This is a genomic window from Mycobacterium sp. MFM001 (assembly GCF_003402475.1).
Classification (GTDB): domain Bacteria; phylum Actinomycetota; class Actinomycetes; order Mycobacteriales; family Mycobacteriaceae; genus Mycobacterium.
This window is the reverse complement of the sequence record NZ_BFAB01000006.1, coordinates 256,719-276,158: the sequence shown is the minus strand read 5'-3', so window position 1 is coordinate 276,158 and position 19,440 is coordinate 256,719. Positions and strand designations below refer to the sequence as shown.

Here is a 19,440-nt window from a genome sequence, read left to right as displayed (position 1 = left end):
CGAGGTCGTCCTTAGACTGCCGCTGTGGCATTCGATGCGTCGTTTGCTCGCGACGTGGTCCTCCCGCTGGCGACGGCGGCCTACACCGTGATGGACGGCAGCCCCGCCGTGCTGCCGTCGGGATTCACTCAGACCGCGCTGATTCAGGTCCAGACCGCGGTGCTTGCCGCGATGACCGACCCGCATCCCGCCGTCACGGCAATGACCAAGGACACCAACATCTTCGGGTTGATGGGACACAGCGCGGCCACGCGTACTGCATTCGTGTCGTTTCGGGGCAGCTCCGATGTTGCCGACTGGGTGGCCGACTTCGACGCGATCCCTGAGGACTACCGCCCGATCAGCGGGTTCGGTCAGGTGCACAGCGGCTTTCAGGAGGTCTACGAGCTTGTCCGCGCCAGCATCGCCGCGAACCTGGCTGCCGCAACTACTGGCTGCGATCAGATCCTGATCACCGGGCACAGCCTCGGTGCGGCGCTGGCCGTGCTCGCCGCGCCGGACATCTTCCGCGGGATGCCGCCGAACACGATCGAGCCGCGGCTCGTCACGTTCGCCGGCCCGCGGGTCGGGCTCTCCGACTTTGCCGCCGCGTTCAACGCCGCCATCGAAAGCTGTTTTCGGGTCGTCAATTTCCTCGACATCGTGCCGCACGTACCGCCGTCGCCTTACGTACATGTCGGCACCGAAATCCTGGTCGACAGCGGCGGCCCGATCGACGTCGGCTGGCGGCACAGCCTCGCCGCCTACAAAGACGGGCTATCCGCACTCATCGCGGCTCAGGTGTGACGCAGCCATCCCACACCGGCTTTCGCACGGTCTTCGGCCAGCGCCAGCAACGCCCGAATGCCTTGCATGCCAAGGTAACCCACGCCCGAGAGGTCCTGAACCAAGGCGTTGCCGTCGCACCGGTGGACATAAGCACCGTCGGTGTCGGTCATCACCGCGACACCGGCGCCCTGAAGGTGAGTTCGTGCCGCGGCGCACTCGCCGGCGACGGTGTTGTCGCCGAAATCGGAGGCGAGCAACGAATACAATGTCGGTGTCTTGTCGGTCATGGCAGACTCACCCCCAGCTGATGCATCCTCGAATCCCCTGGTAGACGCAGTACCCCGAAGAATAGAGGTACATCATGTCCCATGTAAAGGGCGGGCTCGGGCGTGAGCCGTTCAGTGCCTGAAGCCGTCGACGGCCGGGTGGCCCGCTGGGCCGGGCAACGCGAACGGCGTCGCGCCGAATTCGTCGAGGCGGCACTGCAAACGATCGCCGAATGCGGGCCCGCGACGTCCATCGAGCAGATCGCCGCGCAGGTGGGGGTCACCCGGACCAAGCTGTACCGCTACTTCGACGGGGCGGGGGACCTGCATCGTGAGGTGGCGCGACGGGCGGCGGGGATGCTGATCACCGAGTTGGAGCCGGTGTGGAAGCCGAGGGGCAGCCCGCTGGAAATGGTGTCGATCGGTGTCGGGGCGCATATCCGCTGGTTGACGACCCACACCAACCTGTATCTGTACCTGGCCTGCCATTTGTTGACCGACGAGGCCGACGCACCCGATGCGATCAGCTATATCCGAACCACCGTGGGCGCCCTGCTGGCCCAACTGTTGGCCGACTATCTGGAGGCGTTCGAGCTCGACGTGCGGCCGGGCGAGCCGTTGGGGTTCGGGATCGTCGGCTTCGTCGATTCGGCCGCACGGCAATGGTTACAGCAGCCCGGGGCGTATTCGCAGGAGGAGTTCATCAACCAGCTGGCCGAGTGGGTCTGGCTGCTGCTGGACACCACGCTGCAGGCCGGCGGAGTGCACCTGGACCCCCACGAGCCGCTCGCGACGCCCGCGGAGATCGCCGCGGCCCGGGCATAAAAGCGCTCCCGGCACCGAGGTTGAATCTCGGCACCGGGAGCGACGGATGGTTCGTGGCGATCGCAAGCGCGGCACGGCCGGGCGCAGCGGGTCGCCACCGGAATGTCAGGCGCTGACTTCCAGGATGCCCGCCCGCCACAGCGCGGCGTAGAGCTGCCGCAGCGGCACACACAACAGCCGGGCAGCCCCGTCGACCAGCGGGTCGCCGCCGAACGGACGATCGGGCCGCCTGGAGGTCTGCTTCGACGCCGGCGCAGACGTCGGCTTGGGGGCAGGAACTACCCGCAGCGTGGGCGTCGGCGTCGCGGTTACCACGTCGTCGTACAGTACAGCGGTCATGGTCGCCTCCTAGGCGGAAATCAAACGGGCACAACAGGATTCGTATGTCCCGTCCGAAACGGACCGTTAAGGCGAACGCTGGCTCAGAAAAGAGCGGCGTGCCGGAGGCCGGATCGGGACGAAACAAAGCCCGGATATCGGTCCGGACTGTCACTGGAACTCATGCGTCCCTCACCTCCTCGCGGCACGTCACGCGCGGTGATCCGCGCTGGTTGCACGCAAGCAGGAGTACAGAACCCGAATAGATCGGGTGGCCGCACCCCACTCGTCAGAGCTTCGGCACTACACGGCGTATCCGGAACCCGGAAGCCACTTGGGCTCAACCCTTAAGCCGGGAGGAGCTGTCCTGACCCTGGGCGTCTCTCGACGTTCGGGGTCAGTGGCCTGTATCCGTGTAGACGCCTCGCCTAACGAGGTGCTTACAAATCCGATGATGCACGAAGAACTGGAACGGGTCAATTCACCACGCCTGTGAATTCACTGAATGGCCGCTGTAGGTTTACCAGGGCTTATACCAGGTCGTAGGCGGTCAGCGCGGGCGCAGCCCGTCGAGGACCAGCGAGACAACAAAGTCCGCGACTTCGGCCGCGGTGACGCCGTCATCGGTGGACAGCCGCCGATGCGCCAGCTGGCCGATCAGCGCCGCCAGCGTGTAGGCCACCATCCGCGGCGGAGCGGCCACCACCTCGCCGCGCTCCTGAGCGACCACGATGAACGTTTCGATGTCGTCGATGAACCGCTCGTAGATGCCGCCGAGGTGCTTTTCGAACCGGTCACCCAGCGCGTAGGCGTCGCGGAACAGCAGCTTGACGGTGGCCTTGTCGGCTTCGAAGAACTCCAAAGTCGCCTGCACGGCGGTGCGGAACGGTTCCTCGCCGTCGGTTGGCGCAGCCACAGCGGCCGACACGTGAGCGCGCAGCGCCTGCTCCTCGACGGCCATCAGCGCGTGGAACAGCTCGTCTTTGGAGTCGAAGTACCAGTACACCGACCCGTAGGCCAGCCCCGCCTCCTTGGCGATGTCGGCGATCGTGGTGGCGTGAAAACCCTTGCGCGCGAAGACCTTCTTGGCCGCGGCCATGATCTCGTCGCGCCGGGCCGACTTGTCCTCGTCGCTGACCGCACGGCGCCGGCGGGTGCGGGTGCCCGCCGGGCTCACTTCTCGACCAACTCGTCGAGGCGCGTGACGGCGTCGATGAATTCCGACACCATGTCGAGCACCACCGACCGCGCCGGCCGCACCTTGTCCAGCGAGCCGACGACCTGACCGACGAAATATGTCGCCAGTTCGTTGGCGCCGGGTTGGCCGGCGGCCCGGTTGATCCGTAGCTGCGAATCGGCGACCAGCGCGCTCTGCAACGGCATGCCAAGGGGCGCAGGGCTTTCGGGCCGCTCCCACTCGTCGGTCCACGCAGTGCGCAGCATGCGGGCGGGCTTGCCGGTCAGCGACCGCGACCGCACCGTGTCCGACGACGACGCGGCCAGGAACTTGTCTTTCACCACCGGCGGCGTCTCAGCTTCCTCGGTGGTCAGCCACACCGATCCGCACCACACCCCTTCGGCGCCCAGGGCCAGCGCCGCGGCGATCTGCCGCCCGCGGGCGATACCGCCAGCGGCCAAAACGGGCGTCGGGGCAACGGCATCCACGATTTCGGGGACCAGCACCATGGTCGCGACCTCACCGGTGTGGCCGCCGGCCTCGGTGCCCTGCGCGACGATCAGGTCGACGCCGGCGGCGGCGTGCCGCCGCGCGTGCTCGGTGGTGCCGGCGAGCGCAGCCACCAGGACGTCGTTGTCGTGCGCGCGCGTGACCAGATCGGGTGGCGGCGGGCCCAGTGCGCTGGCGATCAGCCGGATGTCGTGGTCGAAGGCGACGTCGAGCAACGGCTGGTAGCCCTTCGGCGACACGTTGAGTCCCGCGGTCGGCGGCAAAGCCCCTGGCGCGCCGTGGATTCCGTAGCGGTCCAGCAGCTCGTCGAGAAAGGCGCGATGTTCCTCGGGCAGCAGCTCTCGCACTTGCTGCGCGTCGATGCCGCCCGATTCGGCGCCGACGTATTTGGGCGGCAGCAGCAGGTCGACCCCGTAGGGCTTGCCGCCGGTCTGTTCTTCGATCCACGACAGCTCGGTGTCCAGCCGCTGCGGGCTGTGCGCGACGGCGCCGAGGACGCCGAAACCACCCGCATTGGTCACCGCGGCCACCACGTCGCGGCAGTGGCTGAACGCGCAGATCGGGAACTCCACGCCGAGCAGTTCGGCGACTCTGGTTCGCACGGCGATGACGCTACCGAGTTATTGATTGACGTGTCAATCACACGTAGGGTGCGGTGCATGTTGACTGACGAGCAGCAGCACAAGCGCCGTCTGGCAGTGCGCGATCTGATGCCGACGACGCCGTTCCTGGCGGGGTTGGGCATCGTGTTCGACCGCTACGAGCCCGACGACGTCACCGTCCGGCTGCCGTTTCGCGAGAACCTCACCAACGACGGGGTTTACTTTCACGGCGGGGTGATCGCGTCGGTGATGGACACCGCCGGCGCGGCCGCGGCCTGGTCGAACCACGACTTCGACAAGGGCATGCGGGCCTCCACCGTCGCGATGAGCATCCAGTACACCGGCGCAGCCAAACAGTGCGATCTGCTCTGCCACGCGCGCACCACGCGGCGGCGCAAAGAGCTCACGTTCACCGAGATCACCGCCACCGACAGCGACGGCAATGTCGTCGCGCACGCCGTGCAGACGTATCGGATCGTTTGACGTCGCCGAATGTGGAGTTGTGACACGCTTTTTCGACGGACGCGTACCTCAAGTCCACACTCGGCGCACCTAGGGCGCTTGCCCGTCGGGCGGCCAGCCGGCGACGCCCTCTTCCAAAGGCACCTGCAGGCTGCGCAGGATCGAGGCGACCATTCGCCACGCGCCGATCGCGGTGATCAGTTCGATGAGCACTGCCCGGTCGGCACCGAGCTCGCGTTCGCACGCCGCCCAGCTCTCGGCGCTCACCGCGCCGTCGCGCACGACGTCGTCGGTGGCGGCCAGCACCGCCCGCTCCACCGCTCCAAAACCGTTGTGAGACCGCCAATCCCGCACGCCCAGCAAATCGTCGGCGGACACCCCGAGGCCCTGCGCGACGCGCCAATGTTGCGTCCACTCGTATTCGGAGGCGGTGAGCCAGCCGATCCGCATGATCACCAGCTCGCGCAGCCGCGAGTCGAGCGCGCCGTGCCACAGCATGGTGGCCAACAGATCGTTGAGCCCGCGCGCCACGCCGGGATGGTTGAGCAACACCTGGAAGATGTTGAGCTCGGCCATGTAATTGGGGACGCCGGCTTCGTCGGCAGCGGCCTTGGCCTCGTCGACGGGCAGAAGCGGCACGCGGGGTTTCGTCATGGGGTCAATACTCCGTGAACTGGCGGGACACCGTCACGCTCGCCTGCCATCGTGGCGAGCAGGTCTTCAGCATCGTCGAGGCCCACGCATCGGCGCGGCAGGCTCTCGAACGGGTAGCGGCCGGAGGCCAGCAGGTCAAGCGCCGCCCGGTATGCGGTGACGTCCACCCCGAGTGCGCCCAGCAACCGCAGTTCCTTCAACACCAGCGTGTCGGGCGAAAAACCCGGTGCGCCAACACCGAAACCGCGGGTGCCGGCGACGACGACGGTTCCGGCGGGACGGGCGAGCGCGATCGCCTGTGCGAATGCCGCCGGGGCGCCGGCAGTGACGTCGACGACGACGTCGGCCAGTCGGCCGGCGGCCTTCGTCAGCGCGCGCACCGGGTCGTCGGCTCCCACGTCGACGGCCAAGTCGGCACCGAAGTCCGAAGCCAGCGCCAACCGGCCCGCATCGCGCGGACCGAGGCCGGTCACCATCACGAACCCGGCACCGGCCTCTTTGGCAGCCGCCGCCGCGCACAGCCCACGGATACCCGGACCGAGCACCACGACCACGTCGCCCGCCTTTGTACCGGAAACCGTTGTGGCCCAGCGTATCCCAGCGCCCAGCGGGTTGAACAGCGTTGCGACTATCGGATCGAGGCTGGCCGGCACTGCCAACAGCATCGAGTCGGGCGCCAGGTACTGGTATTCGGCGTAGCCGCCCCACAGCCCGGGCTCGCGGTCGACGGGAATGAACCCGTACATGTCGGCCAGCCCGTGCTTTTCGCAACGCCGGTACTCCCCCGCCCTACACGCCGGACAGTCTCGGCAGGACTGGAATACCTCGACCGCCACCAGGTCGCCCCCCGCCACTCCCCAGCGTTGTGCCGCTCGCGGCCCGATCGCCTCGATAGTCCCGACAGTCTCGTGACCTGGAACGAACGCGAAGCCTCCGAACAGTTTGCCGGTGTATTGCTCGTGGTCGGTGCCGCACAGCCCGCAGGCGGCCACCCGGATCAGCGCGTCGTCGTCGCCGAGCACTGGGACCCCAAACTCCCGCGCGGCCAGGCGCCGCGGCGCTTCCAGCACCAGTGCCCGCGCCATACCGGCACACTAAAGAGTTGTTGACTGATGCGTCAATCATGCACCTGCGCCGGCTCCGGATCTGTTTGTCGTTTGACGAATTCGGGTGACGGGCCGGGCGCTAACATGACCTGGATGCCATGCGCTTGGGCAAACGCGATGGCAACGAGGAGGCGAAGTGATTGAATCCCCGACACTGCTGAACGAGACCGCGTAGAGACCTCCGATGGCTCTCGGCGTCCTCATCCTCCTCACGCTGTGCTCCATCTCGTGGAGTCTCTGGATACGGCGAGTGACCTGGCACTGCCGGTGGGAAGTAGCCGCCACCCTCAACATCGCCTTGCAGGGATGCGCGGTGGTGCTCATGTCGCCGCCGGTATCGGCCACCCTCGGGGTCGCCTTGCACGACCTCACCGGCAAGTGGAACCTCGAGGACTACCTCGGGCATGACTGTTACATCGTCGCGGCGTCGGCAATCGTCTACAACGCGCTGGGCCGCCTGGCCGACGACGACACCCTGCAGTCGTCGTTCAAGCAGTTCGTCGAGCGACCTGCCACGCTGTGTATCCCGTTGCTGCTGGCCACCTTTTCGCTCGGCAACGGCAGCAAGGTCTACCGGCCGGATTTCTTTGCGGTGCCCACCGACTTCTGGCTGACCGTCTACTGGCTGTTGTTGTGCGGGACGCTGGCATACCTCCTCGGCTACGGCATGCGGGCGCTGCTGGTTCTGCGCAAAGACCCTCGATCGCGGCGCACCGCCAATGTGTATCTGGCTGCTTCGGGCTGCGGGATCATGGCCTGCGTCGTGCGGATCGCCACTGCGTTGATCCCGCCGCTGCAAGGTCCTTCGGGTGTGAGCCTGGTGTGGCTGTTTGCGTGTGCCTGCGGCGCGGTGTTCGCGTTGGCCTCGGCGCATGCCTGGCGACAAAAAGCCAAGTGGTTTCAGCGCCCCGCGGTGCGCCGATAGGTCTTACAGCGGCGGCGCGTCCGGCCGCGGCCTCATTTGGGAAACCTTTTTCCGCGTCTTGGGAAGGCTCTTCACGTCGGTGCTCACCGACGCGGCCTGTACCCGGTGGTCTCCGCAAAGCTCTGCAGCCAGCGACAAGACTTCCTCGGGGTCGATCAACCTGTACCGGGCCAGCAACTCGGCACGGTTGACGCCGAGGTTCCCCGCCGCCTTCCGCAAGTTGTCCGCGGTGATCAGGGTGCCCTTGTCCAGCTGGTCATAGTAGGTGGATCGGGGCAGCTCCATTGCCGTCCACAGCTCCTCCTTGCTGAGCGACCGGCCGGCCATGTACGAGAGCACGGTGGCCAGATCTTTACCCGTGTCGTCGGGGAGCATTGCGGGATCATATCCGATTCTGCGGATTTAAAACCGGCAGTGGACTACAGACCTTCTCCCCCCTTTGGGAGTGGTTGTCCGACAAGTCGACTCCGGCCATATGCTGCCGGTTCGACTCGACGCCGACGGGCTGTAACGCACACGCTGGTAGCCTCGATAAAAGACGTAACCGTTCGCTTGATGCCATCGAACCTCGATGGCGCACTACCGGGAAAGGTGTCCATACATGGTCACACTGTCGTTGAGCAGGCTCGCCACCGCCGCCGGGGCGCTGGCATTGTCCTTGACCGCTGCGGCCGGTGTCGCATCCGCAGATCCGCTGGATCCGGCCGTGAACACCACCTGCACCTACCCGCAAGTGGTGTCGGCGCTCAATGCGCAGGACCCGGCGGCCGCGGCGCAGTTCAACTCGTCACCGATGGCGCAGTCGGCGTTGCGGCGATTCCTCGCCTCACCCCCGCCGCAGCGTCAGCAGATGATCCAGCAGCTGCAGGGCTCACCCCAGGCTCAGCAATATCTGGGCACCATCGCGCAGGTCGCCACCGTCTGTAACAACTACTGAGCCGGCGTGAGCAACCACACGTACCGGGTGATCGAGATTGTCGGAACCTCTCCCGACAGTGTCGACGCGGCGATTCGCAGTGGGCTGGCCCGCGCCGCGCAGACCACCCGCAACCTTGACTGGTTCGAGGTGCAATCGGTGCGCGGTCACCTGGAGAAGGGCAGCGTCGCCCATTTCCAGGTGACCATGAAAGTCGGCTTCCGGCTGGAGGACGCCTAGCCCGCGACGGCCCCCGACTCGGGGAACGGCGACCCGAAGTCGGAAACCCGCTCGAACCCGTGCCTGCGGGCCTGGGCGACACCCCGTCGCAGCAAGGCGGCGGTCGCGACGAAGCCGGCGTGATCCACCAGCACGAACGGCGACAGCAACCGGTTGTGTACGAAGGCGAACGCCAGTCCGCTTGCCGGATCGGCCCATCCGATCGAGCCGCCCAGTCCGGCGTGGCCGAATCCGGGCATCGCGTGGAAGGGCACGCTGTGATACCCCAGGTGGAATGACAACGGCACCCCGATGTTGCGGTCCAACCGCAGGCTGTGCCGGCCGGTCAACCCGGCGACCAACTCGCGAGACAAGAATTGAGTGCCGTCGATCTCGCCGCCATTGGCGATCGCGCCGTACATCTTGGCCAGCGCGCGGGCCGTCACCACCCCGTTCACTGCCGGAAGCTCACCGTCGAGGAACGGAATATCGCCCTGCACAACGGCTTTCATGCCAGGGAAGTACATTGCGCCCATTCCCGCGAACAGTTCCAGCGCGGCGATCCTGGGGGCCACCGCGTTGAACAGCGGATTGGGAATGGTGCTTTGCGGCATGATGATCTGCGCCGGCCGGGTCGGTGCGTCGGCCGGCGGGCGGCCCAGATGCAGGCCGTCGGTGCCCAGTGGCTCCGCCAACTCCTCGCGGAACAGTTGGCGCATGCCCTTGCCGGTGACGGCGCGGGCCAGTCCCGACATCAGCCACCCGTAGGTCAGCGCGTGGTACGCGGGTTTGCCGAGCAGCTTTCCCGCCGGCGCTGCCGCTAGCCGCGATTCCATCAGTTCGTGATCCAGCAAGTCTTCCTTGCTGGCGCCGTGCAACGCGGAGAGGCCGGCTCGGTGCCGCATCACTTGGCGCACCGTGATTTCCGATTTGCCGTTCTCGCCGAACTCCGGCCAGTACTCGGCAACCGGCGCCTCGTAGTCGATCAGTCCCCGGTCGGCCAGCCGATGGATGACGGTGGATGCCATGCCCTTGGTCGCCGAGAACACCATCGGGGCGGTATCCGCCGACCACGGCACCCGACCACGCCGGTCAGACCAGCCGGTCCAGACGTCGACGACGGGTTCGCCGTCGAGGTACACCGCCAGTGCGCCGCCGCCGAATCGGCGCCCGGGGAACATGCTGGCAAAGCTGCGGACTGCGCAGACGAAGTGCGGGTCCGCCGCGCCGTGGACCGCGCTCGGTAGCATCGACCGCCGGTTGCCCACGACTTCAAGCCTCATACCATCGAATTTACCGACCTCGTCCGCAAACAATTGTGAAGTTATCCTTCCGTTAGCCTGATGCAACATTGAGTATTTGCTGAGCAGCCATCGCCGGCGTGAGCTCTCCCGCGATGACCTGCCGTTCCACGTCGGCGCGGATCTTGCGCACCGCCGGGTTGGATAGCACCCGCTCGAGCACGGTGTCGCGGACCATCTGCCAGGTCCAGTCGACCTGCTGCGCGCGCCGGCGTTTCTCGAATTCGCCTGCCTCGGTCAGCACTTGGCGATGGCGCTCGACAGTGTCCCAGAGTTCGTCCAGGCCGGTTCCCTCCAGCGCGCTCATCGTGAGCACCGGTGGTCGCCACAGCGTCTCGCGCGGGTAGATCAGCCGGATCGCTCCGGAAAGCTCTCGGGCGGCCGATCGCGCCTCCGGCAGGTGGTCGCCGTCGGCCTTGTTCACCACGACGATGTCGGCGAGTTCCAGCACGCCCTTTTTGATGCTCTGCAACTGATCTCCGGTGCGCGCCAGGGTCAGGAACACAAAGGTGTCGACCATGTGGGCGACGGCGACCTCGGATTGGCCGACACCGACGGTCTCGACGAGGATCACGTCGAATCCGGCGGCCTCCAGCAGCACGATGGTTTCCCGGGTTGCCTTGGCCACCCCGCCTAACGTGCCCGATGTCGGCGAGGGGCGAATGTAGGCGTCGGGATGGGTTGCCAGCCGCGGCATCCGGGTTTTGTCGCCGAGGATCGATCCGCCGGTGCGGGTCGACGACGGGTCCACGGCCAGCACCGCCACCCGATGGCCGCGCTCGATCAGATACATGCCGAGGGCCTCGATCGCGGTGGACTTGCCCACTCCGGGTACTCCGGTAATGCCGACGTGATGGGCATTTCCGGCGTCGGGCATCAACGCCAGCAGCAATTCCTGGGCTTGCTCCCGGTGGTCGGCACGGGTGGACTCCACCAGGGTGATGGCCCGCGGCAGTGCGGTGCGGTCGCCGCTGCGGACAGCAGCCGCGAGTTCGTCGACGCTGTCGCCGTTCTCGGTTGTCATGGAGCTAGAGGGTGTACCCCAACCGCTCGGCAAGCTTGCGCAGCAAGCCGATTGCGGCGTCGGCGATGACCGTTCCCGGCGGGAAGATGGCGGTGGCGCCCGCGGCGTAGAGCTCGTCGAAGTCGCCGGGCGGGATGACCCCGCCGACCACGATCATGATGTCGGGCCGGCCGACCTCGGCCAGCGCATCTCTTAACGCAGGCACCAAAGTCAGGTGACCCGCGGCCAGTGAGGACACCCCGACCACGTGTACGTCGTTGTCGGCGGCCTGCCGGGCCACCTCTTCGGGGGTGGAGAACAGCGAGCCGACGTCGACGTCGAATCCGATGTCCGCGAACGCCGTCGCGATCACCTTCTGCCCGCGGTCGTGGCCGTCTTGCCCCATCTTGGCCACCAGGATGCGGGGCCGCCGGCCGTCGGCCTCGGCGAACTTTTCGACGAGTTCGGTGGCCTTGGAGATACTGCTCACCTTTCCGGCTTCTTCACGGTAAACCCCGGCGATCGTGCGGATTTCGGCTTGATGACGTCCGTACACCTTTTCCAGCGCGTCGGAGATTTCGCCGACGGTGGCCTTGGCCCGGGCGGCGTTGATGGCCAACGCCAACAGGTTGTTGCCGAGACCGTCTTCGCCGGCAGTACCGTGCGCGGCGGCGGCGCGGCTCAGGTCGGCCAGCGCACGGTCGGCGGCGTCCTGATCGCGATTCGCCCGCAGCTCTTGGAGTTTGGCCAACTGCTCGGCACGCACCCGGCTGTTCTCGACCTTGAGCACCTCGATCTCGTGGTCCTCGTCGACCTGATATTTGTTGACCCCGATCACCGGCTGGCGGCCGGAGTCGATGCGAGCCTGGGTGCGCGCGGCGGCCTCCTCGATGCGCAGCTTGGGAATCCCGTCGTCGATTGCCTGGGCCATCCCGCCGTGCTCGCCGACCTCGGCGATGTGGGCGCGGGCACGCTGAGCCAGCTGATGGGTCAGCCACTCGACGTAATACGAGCCCGCCCATGGGTCGATCGGCCTGGTGGTGCCCGACTCCTGCTGCAGTACCAGCTGCGTGTTGCGGGCGATGCGCGCCGAGAAGTCGGTGGGCAGTGCCAGCGCCTCGTCGAGCGCATTGGTGTGCAGCGACTGGGTGTGGCCCTGGGTGGCGGCCATCGCCTCGATGCAGGTGCGCGCTACGTTGTTGAAGACGTCCTGCGCGGTGAGCGACCACCCGGAGGTCTGCGAATGGGTGCGCAGCGACAGGGATTTCGGGTTCTTGGGGTGGAATTGGCTGACCAGCTCGCTCCACAGCAGCCGCCCGGCGCGCAGCTTGGCGACCTCCATGAAGAAGTTCATTCCGATGCCCCAGAAGAACGACAGCCGCGGCGCGAACTTGTCGATGTTCAGGCCGGCGTCCAGCCCGGCCTTGATGTAGTCCACGCCGTCGGCAAGCGTGTAGGCCAACTCCAAATCGGCTGTGGCACCGGCCTCTTGGATGTGGTAGCCGGAGATCGAGATCGAGTTGAACTTGGGCATCTTCGCGCTGGTGTAGCCGAAGATGTCGGAGATGATCCGCATCGACGGCTTGGGCGGATAGATGTAGGTGTTGCGCACCATAAACTCTTTGAGGATGTCGTTCTGGATGGTGCCCATGAGCTTCTCCGGTGGCACCCCCTGCTCCTCGGCGGCCACCACATACAGCGCCAGGATCGGCAGCACCGCGCCGTTCATCGTCATCGACACGCTGACCGTCGACAGGTCGATGCCGTCGAACAACTGCCGCATGTCCAGGATGGAATCGATTGCTACACCGGCCATTCCGACGTCACCCTGCACGCGGGGATGATCGGAGTCGTAGCCGCGGTGAGTGGCCAGGTCGAAGGCCACCGACAAACCCTTTTGACCGGCGGCCAGGTTGCGCCGATAGAACGCGTTGGATTCGGCGGCGGTGGAGAATCCGGCGTATTGGCGGATGGTCCACGGCTGGTTCACGTACATCGTCGGGTAAGGCCCGCGGATGAACGGCGGCTCACCGGGGAAGCTGTCCAGGGGGTAGCCCTCGGCGACGACGGCATCGCGGTCGGCGGCGATGTAAAGCGGTTTGACGACAATGCCTTCCGGCGTGTGCCAGTCGAGTTGGTCGGGGGTGTAGCCGTGCGCCGACGCCGCGGCCTTGACGTGCTTGGCGACGGCCGCTTCGGTGGCGGGCTCGCCCGCTTGCTCACCGTGCAGCGGGACATCGGCGAAGCTGCCGACAACGGACATACTCGCGGTCATCGTGGTCAGGCTCCCAACCGGGTCAGCAGAGTCGACAATGCTTCTACTGCATTGATTTTCGCGGTCAGATACTCGTCGGGTCGATGGGTAGCGCCTTCCACAGCCTTTTCGGGCCCGGCGAGGTAGACCCGCTGCACCCCGGCGTTGCGGGCCGCCTCGACGACGTCCGCGGCCTCGGCGGCGTAGCGCTTGTCGGTCCCGCAGATGACGGCGATGGCCGGTGATCCGGCGTCCGATACGGCTTTCGCGATACCGTCGGCAGCGACCGGCCCCGGGTTGACCGCCTCGATACCGCCGGAGGCCAGCAGGTTGGCCGCGAACGTCGCGCGGATGTTGTGCTCGGCCAGCGGGCCCAGAGGCAGTAACAAAACCTGCGGGCGCTCCCCGGTACGTTCCAGATAGGCATCCGAGCGGTCCCGCAGCGCCTCGAAGCCCGCCGCGTACCGCTTGATCGTAGACGGCGAATCCGCTTGCGGCAGCGGAGGTTCGCCGAGGTTCGGGTACTCGTTGACGCCGGTGACGGCGGTGCGGCGGTGCGCGATGTCGTCGATACGACGCGCTGCGACGTCGGCGATCTGCCCGGCTACGTAGTCGCGGGCGTCGACGAACCCGTCGCGTGCCTCGATGGCCTGGAAGTGCTGCCAGGCCTGCTGGGCCAGCTGTTCGGTGAGGTCCTCGACGAACCAGGACCCGCCGGCGGGGTCCAACACCCGCCCGATGTGCGACTCCTCCAGCAGCAGCAGCTGCGTGTTGCGGGCGATGCGGCGCGAGAAGCTCGTCGACATGCCCGGAAACCCGCCGGGAATGACGACGTCGAACGGCAACGCCAGCACGGTGTCGGCGCCGCCGACGCCTGCGCCGAACGCGGCCAGCGTGGTGCGCAGCATGTTCACCCACGGATCGCGCTGGGTCATCATCGGCAATGAGGTCTCGGCGTGAATGGTCGCCGCACCGCCGCGTGGTTCGCCGACCACCTCGGCGATGCGCGCCCACAGTTGCCGCGCGGCCCGCATCTTGGCGATCGTCACGAACTGGTCGTCGTCGGCGGCGAACCGGAAGCTGATCTGGCGCAACGCTTTTCCGATCGCCAGGCCCGACTCGTCGAGGACTCGCAGATATGCCACCGCCGCGGCGATGCTGCCGGCGAGCTCCCAGGCTGCGTTGGCGCCCAGGTTGTGAAACGCGGGCCCGTCCACGGTGATCGCCCGAACACCTTGGCTGTCGGCAACTTTCGCCGTCATTCCGACCACGTCGTCGAGCGACGGCGCTTCACGTCCGCTGAGCGGCGCGGTCAGCGGGTCGGCACCCAAATCGACCGACAGCGTGGTGCCGTCGTCGAGCTGGGCCAGCAAGCCGAGTAGGACGTCGGCGGCCGCGGTGTAGTCGGCGCCGGCGTCGACGACGATCGGCACGAGGTTCAGGTACACCCCGGCCAGCAGCTGCTCGAGCCGCGTCGGCGGCACTCCGTCCGAGCCGACCCGGAGCAGCAGCGCGCTGACCCCATTGCTGAGCGCACTCAGCACCGCCGAGTTGTCGTCGGCGCCGTTTTTGGGGAACGCCTCGGCGACCTTCCAGCCGGAGTTGACGTCGCGCAGCGCGTCGGCGCCGCGGACAAACGGCCACTCGCCGGGCAGCGGCGGTTCGGGCAGGGCGTCGAAGGCGGTGTAGAGCGCCCGGATGGCGAAGCCTTCGTATGTCGGGGTGTCCAGCAGCCGCTCGGGCTCGGGGCCGAGCTCGTCGACGTCGCGCCGTGCGCTCTTGGCCAACACGCCGGCCACCGCCTCGCGCCAGCGGGCCCGGCCCTGCCCCAGGTCGGCAGGCTCGGCGGACACATCAACAGACACCGGCGTCTCCTGTTGTCGCAGCAAGCGGCAGCCCCCTGGTCGGGACTTGCACTTGCTAACCAGGCTAATTGATGGGCGTCAGCGCTCTGGAGCCGGTCGGGAAACGCCAGGTGCGCGCAACGGGTTGTTCACCGGCGGCCACGTAAGCTTGGGTGTCGTGACGGCCTCCGCCACCAGGAAAATCACCGAGACCTTGCGCGGCCTGGCGTCTGCCGTGGTCGCGACGGCACGTCAGGTGCCCCGGCGGCGGATTTTGGTGACAGGTGCGGCGGCGGCTGTGATTGTGGCGGTCGCGCTGTTCGTTCCGCTGCCGACCGCGGTGCAACTGCGTGACTGGGCCACGTCGGTGGGGCCCTGGTTCCCGGTGGCGTTTTTGGCTACGCACATCGTCGTGACCGTGCTGCCGTTTCCACGCACGGCGTTCACCCTGGCCGCCGGGCTGCTGTTCGGGCCGGTGCTGGGCGTGGCGCTGGCGGTGGTCGCCAGTACGACCAGCGCGGTGATTGCGCTGGTGCTGGTCCGGGCGGCCGGCTGGCAGCTGAGCCGGCTGGTCCGCCACCAAGCGGTCGAGACACTCGATGCGAGGCTGCGTAACCGCGGCTGGCCGGCAGTCATGTCGCTGCGATTGATTCCCGCGGTGCCGTTTTCGGTGCTGAACTACGCCGTCGGCGCGTCGGCGGTGCGGGTGCTGCCCTACACGCTGGCAACGCTGGCGGGGGTGTTTCCCGGGACGGCCGCGATCGTGATCTTGGGTGACGCGCTCACCGGCGACGTCAGCCCGCTGCTGTTTTTGGTGTCGCTGTGCACCGGGATCGTCGGGTTGTCGCTGCTGTCCTACGAGATCCGTCATCACCGCCGAGCGCACCGCGCTCAGCAGGCGGACCGTGAGGATGACGCAGAGCCGGCCCTGCCACGGTAAGTGCTCTTTAGTCAAAATATAGACTAATTCGGTCTACACTCGTGCCTATGACGATCGCCTCGACACCAGTGCCCTTGTCTGAAGCGAAGGCTCGCCTGTCTGAACTCGCCAGACGGGTTCGTCAGCAACACGAGCGCATCACCTTGACCCGTAACGGAGAAGCCGAGGCTGTCTTGTTGTCGGTGGATGACCTCGAAGGCATGGAGATGACCCTGGAAATTCTGGCTGATCGCGACGCTGTTGCGCGCATCTCGGAGAGCCTGGCAGCGCTGGAACGGGGCGAGCCCGGCACCGACATGGCAACTGTTCGTCGCGAGCTGGCACGCCGCCGCGCCACAGGAGGGTGAGCGAACCAGCGCGGTACGAAATCCGGTTCCAGCCTGCGGCGCGCAGAGCGATCGCCGAGCGCCTTCCGCAACAAGTCGCCGCCGCAGTGCTCGAATTTTGCGATTCTGCGCTTGCGGTCAATCCTCAGCGGGTCGGCAAGCCCTTATTCGGCCCTCTCGCCGGATGCCATGGGGCCCGCCGCGGGACCTATCGGATCGTTTACCGGATCGACGAGAAGCACCATGTTGTGCACGTCCTCGATATTGATCACCGGTCGCACATCTACCGCCGCCCATAAGGCAACGTCAGACGGAATCGAGCACCGCCGTCATGCGCCAGGCACGTCAAGTCGCCGCCGTGAGCACGAGCGAGGGCCCGGGCGATCGGTAGGCCCAGCCCGGCGCCGCCATGGTCGCGGGCGCGGGCGGCATCGAGGCGCACCAGCCGTTCGAAGATGCGCTCACGTTCGCCGTCGGGAATCCCGGGGCCGGTGTCGGTGACGATGACTTCGGCTGTCCTGTCGCGTGTTTGGACGTCGACGGTGATGCGGCCGCCGGGCGGGGTGTACCGCCGGGCGTTGTCGAGCAGGTTGGACAGGATTTGCGCCACCCGCGTGGGATCGGCGTGAACGGTCAGCGCGTCGGCGCCGGTCCGGGTGATGGTCAGCTGCGGCGCCAACATGGCGGCACGATCGACCTCGGCGTCGACGACGGCGGTCAGGTCGGCGTCCTGCAGGTCCAGCGGCAGCCCGGCGTCGATCCGGCTCAGATCGAGCATGTCGGCGACCAGCCGGCCCGCCCGTCGCGCATCGGAGAGCAGCAGCGTCGCGCGGTGATGCTGCCCCCGATCCTCCTGGCCGGCGTAGTTGGCGAGTTGCTCGGCGGCGGCCTGGATCCCGGCGATCGGCGTGCGCAGCTCGTGAGCGGCGTCGACGAGAAAGCGCCGGGTGGCCGTCTCGGCGCGCTGCGCGGCTTCCGCGGCCTGCTGAGCCCGCTGCTCGGAGGCCTCCAAAGCGTCCAGCATCCCGTCGAAAGCGCTTGCGGCCCGGCCTAATTCGGTGTCGACCCGATCCGGGTGAAGCCGCCGGCCACGATCACCGGTCGTGATGTCTCTGGCCAACCCGGTCAACCGATCCAGCGGCCGCAGCGCCGCCCGGCTGGCCGCCACCAACAGCAGCGCCGCCACGAGCAGTGTGGCCACCCCGGCACCGATCATCAGCTGCCGCAGTTGCCGCGTCACCTGGGTGGTCTGTGTGGTGTCGGCGACGAGGATGACCCGTCCGCCGGTCGGGAGCGGATGCACCACCACGGTGGCGGTGGCATCCGGTGGCGGAGGCGGCCGGTGCCCCGGCGGTGGCGGAGGGGGCGGTGGGGGCGGCCCGCCGAAGGGCGGCGGCAGTGGCGGGCGCGGCGGTGGCGGTGGCGGTGGCACGGTCGGGCCGGCGGTGGTGTCCGGGCTGATTCCCGGGTCGCCGTAGGTGGCGCCGTCGGCGGTGACCAGCAGCGCCCGCACGCTGCCGCCGGTGAGCTCTGCGGCCAGCTGCGCCGGTGGAGTGTGCGCGGTGGCCAGCGCGTCGGCGCGGGCCGTGGCCGCCACCAGCCGGTCGTGCAGGTTGCGTCGCGCCTGAACCCCCAGCGTCACGTCGATGGTGACCCCCAGGATCAGCAGCAGCACTGCCAACAGCCCGAGCACGATGATCGTCACCCGGCGCTGCAGCGACGGTGTTGGTGTCGAGGCCTCGGCGGTCATGATCGCTGCGGCTGCAGCCGGTAGCCGATGCCGCGGACGGTGTGCAGGATCCGCGGCCCGTGCGCCTCGAGCTTGCGGCGCAGCCCACTGATGTGCACCTGCACCAGGTTGGGGTCGTAGGCGTCGTAGCCCCACACCGCGTTCAGGATCTGCCCGGCGCTGACGATCCGGCCTCGCTGCTCGACGAGGTATGCGAGCAGCCGCAGTTCGGTGGCCGTCAGATCCAGCCGGTGACCATCGCGCGAGGCCACCCCGGCGTCGACGTCGAGCATCAGATCGCCGAGCTGGACGACCTCGGGCAGCCGGCCTCGTCGTCGCAGCACGGCGCCGACCCGGGACACCAGCTCGGCCAGCTCGAACGGCTTGACGACGTAGTCGTCGGCGCCGCCGTCGAGGCCGCGCAGCCGGTCCGGCAGGCCGTCGCGAGCGGTGATCAACACGATGCCCGCCTTTCCCCATTCGAGAATGACGTCGATGAGCGCGAACCCGTCGCGGCCCGGCAACATCACATCGAGCACCACGAGGTCGGGCCGAAAGCCGTCGAGAACCTCCTCGAGCTCGTTGCCGTCGGGCCGGGCTTCGGTGTGGTAGCCGGCGTCGGTCAATGCCTCGCTGACCATCTCGCGGATGGTTTCGGAGTCTTCGACCACCAGGACACGCGGTGTGCCGACGCTGAACTCCGCCATGCTTCATTCTTAACGCTGCATATCTGAGATCAGGCTGAAGAAACGACGACCGCGGGTTTCTTCAGGTTCACTTCAACTTCGCTGCTTAGCGTCACGGCCATGAACGCCGAAGAGAAGCAGAACGTCACTGTAGAACCAGAAAGCTCGCCGCCGGCCGCCGAACCCGTTGCAGCGCAGCCACGCCGACGATGGAGCGGGTCATCGGCGCTACGCCATCCGGTCGGCGTGGCAGCCGTCGCCGGGGTGGCCGGAATCATTGTGGGCGCGTTGCTGACGGCCGCGGTCATCGCCATCACGTCGACTCCGGTAGCTCCGCCGCCCGGTTGGCAGAGCAGTGCCGACGCGCCTTTGCGACCACCGCCGCCGCCGCTCCCGCCGCCGCACGCCGGCCCTCCTGGGCCTCCGCCCGCGGCGATGCCGCCCGCGCCGCCGCCGCAAGCTCCGGTCGGGCCGCATCCGCACCAGCATCCGCCCGCGCCTGGCGAGCCGGTACCGCCGCCTCCGCCTGGTGGCCCGATGCCGCCGTGGGGCCCGCCGCCCCCGCCGCCGCCGGCGTAAGGCTCAGGGCGGCAAGGGTTTCCGAGGATC

Annotated in this window: 23 protein-coding genes and 1 riboswitch; of the genes, 10 read left to right on the top strand and 13 right to left on the bottom strand. The window is 67.5% G+C overall.

Annotated features, from left to right (window positions below):
- The first annotated feature begins 24 nt into the window (after nt 1–24).
- Nucleotides 25–786: a lipase family protein gene (locus MFM001_RS13115; protein ID WP_116375696.1), complete on the top strand. Its 762-nt coding sequence runs from the start codon at nt 25–27 to the stop codon at nt 784–786.
- On the opposite strand, the gene MFM001_RS13110 is transcribed toward MFM001_RS13115, so the two are convergent.
- A complete protein-coding gene (locus MFM001_RS13110) occupies nt 777–1,055 on the bottom strand; it encodes a hypothetical protein (protein WP_116375695.1) in 279 nt (92 codons plus the stop codon). The genes MFM001_RS13115 and MFM001_RS13110 overlap by 10 nt on opposite strands.
- Nucleotides 1,056–1,157: 102 nt before the next feature.
- Between MFM001_RS13110 and MFM001_RS13105 the strand changes: the two genes are divergently transcribed.
- A complete protein-coding gene (locus MFM001_RS13105) occupies nt 1,158–1,859 on the top strand; it encodes a TetR/AcrR family transcriptional regulator (RefSeq protein ID WP_192886927.1) in 702 nt (233 codons plus the stop codon).
- Nucleotides 1,860–1,964: 105 nt separating this feature from the next.
- On the opposite strand, the gene MFM001_RS13100 is transcribed toward MFM001_RS13105, so the two are convergent.
- The 3 genes from MFM001_RS13100 to MFM001_RS13090 form a co-directional block, all read right to left on the bottom strand.
- Complete coding sequence (locus MFM001_RS13100; protein WP_116375693.1) at nt 1,965–2,198, bottom strand: Rv1535 family protein; 234 nt, start codon at nt 2,196–2,198, stop codon at nt 1,965–1,967.
- A gap of 253 nt (nt 2,199–2,451) precedes the next feature.
- Nucleotides 2,452–2,620: riboswitch (M-box (ykoK) riboswitch) on the bottom strand.
- 107 nt (nt 2,621–2,727) lie between these two features.
- A complete protein-coding gene (locus tag MFM001_RS13095) occupies nt 2,728–3,354 on the bottom strand; it encodes a TetR/AcrR family transcriptional regulator (RefSeq protein ID WP_116375692.1) in 627 nt (208 codons plus the stop codon).
- Complete coding sequence (locus MFM001_RS13090) at nt 3,351–4,466, bottom strand: nitronate monooxygenase family protein (protein WP_116375691.1); 1,116 nt, start codon at nt 4,464–4,466, stop codon at nt 3,351–3,353. Before MFM001_RS13090 ends, MFM001_RS13095 begins: the two co-directional genes overlap by 4 nt.
- Nucleotides 4,467–4,523: 57 nt before the next feature.
- On the opposite strand from MFM001_RS13090, the gene MFM001_RS13085 reads away from it, so the two are divergent.
- Nucleotides 4,524–4,949 (top strand): PaaI family thioesterase, encoded by a 426-nt coding sequence (locus MFM001_RS13085; RefSeq protein ID WP_371685533.1) that lies wholly within the window; start codon nt 4,524–4,526, stop codon nt 4,947–4,949.
- A gap of 69 nt (nt 4,950–5,018) precedes the next feature.
- On the opposite strand, the gene MFM001_RS13080 is transcribed toward MFM001_RS13085, so the two are convergent.
- Both MFM001_RS13080 and MFM001_RS13075 read right to left on the bottom strand, forming a co-directional pair.
- Entirely contained in the window at nt 5,019–5,582 is a 564-nt protein-coding gene (locus MFM001_RS13080) for a carboxymuconolactone decarboxylase family protein (protein WP_116375689.1), read from the bottom strand.
- Nucleotides 5,579–6,667 carry a zinc-binding dehydrogenase gene (locus MFM001_RS13075; protein ID WP_116375688.1) on the bottom strand — a complete coding sequence of 363 codons (1,089 nt, stop codon included), beginning with the start codon at nt 6,665–6,667 and terminating at the stop codon, nt 5,579–5,581. The genes MFM001_RS13080 and MFM001_RS13075 overlap by 4 nt, the downstream gene beginning before the upstream one ends.
- A gap of 205 nt (nt 6,668–6,872) precedes the next feature.
- Here MFM001_RS13075 and MFM001_RS13070 point away from each other — a divergent pair, with 205 nt between their 5' ends.
- On the top strand, nt 6,873–7,613 hold the full coding sequence (locus MFM001_RS13070) for a hypothetical protein (RefSeq protein ID WP_116375687.1): 741 nt from the start codon (nt 6,873–6,875) through the stop codon (nt 7,611–7,613).
- Nucleotides 7,614–7,616: 3 nt separating this feature from the next.
- Here the strand turns inward: MFM001_RS13070 and MFM001_RS13065 are convergent, their stop codons facing one another.
- Nucleotides 7,617–7,988: a hypothetical protein gene (locus tag MFM001_RS13065; RefSeq protein ID WP_116375686.1), complete on the bottom strand. Its 372-nt coding sequence runs from the start codon at nt 7,986–7,988 to the stop codon at nt 7,617–7,619.
- Nucleotides 7,989–8,214: 226 nt separating this feature from the next.
- Here MFM001_RS13065 and MFM001_RS13060 point away from each other — a divergent pair, with 226 nt between their 5' ends.
- Nucleotides 8,215–8,550, top strand: coding sequence for a hemophore-related protein (locus MFM001_RS13060; RefSeq protein WP_116375685.1), 336 nt, complete (start codon nt 8,215–8,217; stop codon nt 8,548–8,550).
- Between the two features lie 6 nt (nt 8,551–8,556).
- Nucleotides 8,557–8,769: a dodecin gene (locus tag MFM001_RS13055; protein ID WP_116375684.1), complete on the top strand. Its 213-nt coding sequence runs from the start codon at nt 8,557–8,559 to the stop codon at nt 8,767–8,769.
- On the opposite strand, the gene MFM001_RS13050 is transcribed toward MFM001_RS13055, so the two are convergent.
- The 4 genes from MFM001_RS13050 to mutA are packed head-to-tail and all read right to left on the bottom strand — an operon-like array spanning nt 8,766 to nt 15,171.
- Nucleotides 8,766–10,031 (bottom strand): serine hydrolase domain-containing protein, encoded by a 1,266-nt coding sequence (locus MFM001_RS13050; RefSeq protein ID WP_116375683.1) that lies wholly within the window; start codon nt 10,029–10,031, stop codon nt 8,766–8,768. The genes MFM001_RS13055 and MFM001_RS13050 overlap by 4 nt on opposite strands.
- 52 nt (nt 10,032–10,083) lie before the next feature.
- Nucleotides 10,084–11,073: a methylmalonyl Co-A mutase-associated GTPase MeaB gene (meaB, locus tag MFM001_RS13045; RefSeq protein ID WP_116375682.1), complete on the bottom strand. Its 990-nt coding sequence runs from the start codon at nt 11,071–11,073 to the stop codon at nt 10,084–10,086.
- 4 nt (nt 11,074–11,077) lie between these two features.
- Complete coding sequence (gene scpA / locus MFM001_RS13040; RefSeq protein WP_116375681.1) at nt 11,078–13,327, bottom strand: methylmalonyl-CoA mutase; 2,250 nt, start codon at nt 13,325–13,327, stop codon at nt 11,078–11,080.
- Nucleotides 13,328–13,332: 5 nt separating this feature from the next.
- Nucleotides 13,333–15,171 (bottom strand): methylmalonyl-CoA mutase small subunit, encoded by a 1,839-nt coding sequence (gene mutA / locus MFM001_RS13035; protein WP_116375680.1) that lies wholly within the window; start codon nt 15,169–15,171, stop codon nt 13,333–13,335.
- A 157-nt stretch (nt 15,172–15,328) separates the two neighbouring features.
- Between mutA and MFM001_RS13030 the strand changes: the two genes are divergently transcribed.
- From MFM001_RS13030 to MFM001_RS13020, 3 genes are read left to right on the top strand one after another with little or no spacing between them, the layout of a single operon-like run.
- Nucleotides 15,329–16,090, top strand: a complete 762-nt coding sequence (locus MFM001_RS13030) for a TVP38/TMEM64 family protein (protein ID WP_116375679.1) — start codon at nt 15,329–15,331, stop codon at nt 16,088–16,090.
- 47 nt (nt 16,091–16,137) lie between these two features.
- Nucleotides 16,138–16,437, top strand: a complete 300-nt coding sequence (locus MFM001_RS13025) for a type II toxin-antitoxin system Phd/YefM family antitoxin (protein ID WP_116375678.1) — start codon at nt 16,138–16,140, stop codon at nt 16,435–16,437.
- Nucleotides 16,434–16,715 carry a type II toxin-antitoxin system RelE/ParE family toxin gene (locus tag MFM001_RS13020; RefSeq protein ID WP_116375677.1) on the top strand — a complete coding sequence of 94 codons (282 nt, stop codon included), beginning with the start codon at nt 16,434–16,436 and terminating at the stop codon, nt 16,713–16,715. Before MFM001_RS13025 ends, MFM001_RS13020 begins: the two co-directional genes overlap by 4 nt.
- Here the strand turns inward: MFM001_RS13020 and MFM001_RS13015 are convergent.
- Nucleotides 16,700–18,166 (bottom strand): HAMP domain-containing sensor histidine kinase, encoded by a 1,467-nt coding sequence (locus MFM001_RS13015; protein WP_116375676.1) that lies wholly within the window; start codon nt 18,164–18,166, stop codon nt 16,700–16,702. The genes MFM001_RS13020 and MFM001_RS13015 overlap by 16 nt on opposite strands.
- Nucleotides 18,163–18,852 carry a response regulator transcription factor gene (locus MFM001_RS13010; RefSeq protein WP_116375675.1) on the bottom strand — a complete coding sequence of 230 codons (690 nt, stop codon included), beginning with the start codon at nt 18,850–18,852 and terminating at the stop codon, nt 18,163–18,165. Before MFM001_RS13010 ends, MFM001_RS13015 begins: the two co-directional genes overlap by 4 nt.
- A 99-nt stretch (nt 18,853–18,951) precedes the next feature.
- On the opposite strand from MFM001_RS13010, the gene MFM001_RS13005 reads away from it, so the two are divergent.
- Complete coding sequence (locus tag MFM001_RS13005) at nt 18,952–19,410, top strand: hypothetical protein (protein WP_116375674.1); 459 nt, start codon at nt 18,952–18,954, stop codon at nt 19,408–19,410.
- The last annotated feature ends 30 nt before the right edge of the window (nt 19,411–19,440 follow it).

What these genes read in the sequence shown, in the direction of transcription:
- MFM001_RS13015 (WP_116375676.1), bottom strand. Translation starts at nt 18,166, where the DNA reads ATGACCGCCGAGGCCTCGACACCAACACCGTCGCTGCAGCGCCGGGTG.
- MFM001_RS13070 (WP_116375687.1), top strand. Translation starts at nt 6,873, where the DNA reads ATGGCTCTCGGCGTCCTCATCCTCCTCACGCTGTGCTCCATCTCGTGG.
- MFM001_RS13100 (WP_116375693.1), bottom strand. Translation starts at nt 2,198, where the DNA reads ATGACCGCTGTACTGTACGACGACGTGGTAACCGCGACGCCGACGCCC.
- MFM001_RS13005 (WP_116375674.1), top strand. Translation starts at nt 18,952, where the DNA reads ATGAACGCCGAAGAGAAGCAGAACGTCACTGTAGAACCAGAAAGCTCG.
- MFM001_RS13060 (WP_116375685.1), top strand. Translation starts at nt 8,215, where the DNA reads ATGGTCACACTGTCGTTGAGCAGGCTCGCCACCGCCGCCGGGGCGCTG.
- scpA (WP_116375681.1), bottom strand. Translation starts at nt 13,327, where the DNA reads ATGACCGCGAGTATGTCCGTTGTCGGCAGCTTCGCCGATGTCCCGCTG.
- MFM001_RS13010 (WP_116375675.1), bottom strand. Translation starts at nt 18,852, where the DNA reads ATGGCGGAGTTCAGCGTCGGCACACCGCGTGTCCTGGTGGTCGAAGAC.
- MFM001_RS13085 (WP_371685533.1), top strand. Translation starts at nt 4,524, where the DNA reads ATGTTGACTGACGAGCAGCAGCACAAGCGCCGTCTGGCAGTGCGCGAT.
- MFM001_RS13110 (WP_116375695.1), bottom strand. Translation starts at nt 1,055, where the DNA reads ATGACCGACAAGACACCGACATTGTATTCGTTGCTCGCCTCCGATTTC.
- MFM001_RS13025 (WP_116375678.1), top strand. Translation starts at nt 16,138, where the DNA reads ATGACGATCGCCTCGACACCAGTGCCCTTGTCTGAAGCGAAGGCTCGC.
- MFM001_RS13050 (WP_116375683.1), bottom strand. Translation starts at nt 10,031, where the DNA reads ATGAGGCTTGAAGTCGTGGGCAACCGGCGGTCGATGCTACCGAGCGCG.
- MFM001_RS13075 (WP_116375688.1), bottom strand. Translation starts at nt 6,667, where the DNA reads ATGGCGCGGGCACTGGTGCTGGAAGCGCCGCGGCGCCTGGCCGCGCGG.
- meaB (WP_116375682.1), bottom strand. Translation starts at nt 11,073, where the DNA reads ATGACAACCGAGAACGGCGACAGCGTCGACGAACTCGCGGCTGCTGTC.
- MFM001_RS13065 (WP_116375686.1), bottom strand. Translation starts at nt 7,988, where the DNA reads ATGCTCCCCGACGACACGGGTAAAGATCTGGCCACCGTGCTCTCGTAC.
- MFM001_RS13080 (WP_116375689.1), bottom strand. Translation starts at nt 5,582, where the DNA reads ATGACGAAACCCCGCGTGCCGCTTCTGCCCGTCGACGAGGCCAAGGCC.